The sequence below is a fragment of the Candidatus Obscuribacterales bacterium genome, assembly GCA_036703605.1.
In the GTDB taxonomy this organism is placed as follows: domain Bacteria; phylum Cyanobacteriota; class Cyanobacteriia; order RECH01; family RECH01; genus RECH01.
This window is the reverse complement of the sequence record DATNRH010000953.1, coordinates 1-1,344: the sequence shown is the minus strand read 5'-3', so window position 1 is coordinate 1,344 and position 1,344 is coordinate 1. Positions and strand designations below refer to the sequence as shown.

General features: G+C 54.0%; 1 protein-coding gene. It reads right to left on the bottom strand.

Features of this window, described 5'->3' with window-relative positions; translation table 11 throughout:
- Positions 1-1,028: hypothetical protein (locus V6D20_19475; GenBank protein HEY9817964.1), on the bottom strand; the 1,028-nt coding region annotated here is incomplete at its 3' end.
- Positions 1,029-1,344 lie beyond the last annotated feature (316 nt).

Below are 1,344 nucleotides of genomic sequence, written 5' to 3'. Positions count from 1 at the left end.
TGGCGGAGGAGTTCCATGCGGCCTACAGCGCAGTGTCCGGTGGCGTGTTTCAAGAGCCATCGTTGTTTACCTAAGGGGATGCGTTTCATGGCGCGTTTCAGGGCTTGCTGGTCAAGTAAGTCCCAGACTTGGGGAGTGATGCCGTGTTTGGAAGCCCAGTATGCTAGGGTTGGTTTGTAGATTTGGGCATAGAGGTTGGGGACATTGACTCCGGTGAGTTTGTTGTGGTCGAGGGATAGTGACCATTTCTCGTGTTTGAAGCGGATGTTGGGCTTGATGTGGTTGGAGCAGGCTGTGCAGTGGGCTTTAGCTTGTTCGTCGCATTGCACATTGAGTTGAGCCCAGGGGTCCAAAGTGGAGTATTGTTTGTGGTCGTCTTGGTGGCCCTTAATCCACTGGAAGGAACATGTGATGGGCAATAGTTTTAGGCGTTGGCGAATGTCGTAAAGAAGATCAAAGTCCGTTTGTTGGGGTTTGAGGAGCCAGTCGCCGGCGGTTTGGTTGAGGGCGCTTTCGCCGTCCAGTCCGATGGTAATAGAGCCTGCAGAGATGGAGAAATGGGTAACGATAAGGTCTAGAAGAACAAGGATACCGGCTACGCCGGCTAGTTCGCTGCGGTAAGCACTTTGTTGATAGGGAGCTCCGACGACTTGGTTTTGACCTGCTATTTGGGTAGTAAGGTCGGTAATGGCTGGGGTCAGGATAAAAGCAGAGGAGCCAGTGCGGGAAAAGGGATCGTAGGAGCCATCACTGACGGCAATGGCCTGATCTTGTTGGATGGCCATGGCAACAGACAGTAATGAGGAAGGATCAATTTGCGTGCGATGAAGGGCCCACCGAGAGTGCTGGGGAAGTGATTGAATGAGTTCGCGAAAGGGGTAGTCCACAGCTTCTGGGACTGGGGGTTGGCGTAGGGCGTTCGGGCTGAGAGAAAGTACGGTGACTTGGTTGGTTGTGGCGTCTCGATGTGAGATGGAGGCAAGCTGGAGATCTTGGACAGTGAGGGGATCTATGGTGGTGTCGTACACAAAGCGTTTGTTGATGGGGCTGTTGTGGTGGAGGACTCGGCGATATCGTGTCCACTGGTGGTTGGCGGTACGATGGTATAAGTGCTTGTGGGTGGGCGAGTAGAACCATGTCCATGAGAGAGAGGGTTGTATCAGCCAGGGGCCGAGTTGTCGTTGGAGGGTGAAGAAGGGGCAGCCGGGGAGCAAAAAGCATTTATGAAGAGCTTGGCGCCAGAGGGTCCAATGGGTGGATGAAAGACAGGGAGGTTTCCGTGGCCACGAGTAGGAATGATGGGTGTGTGGCGGTGGGAGACCTTGTAAGACGGGGGGAAGGAGT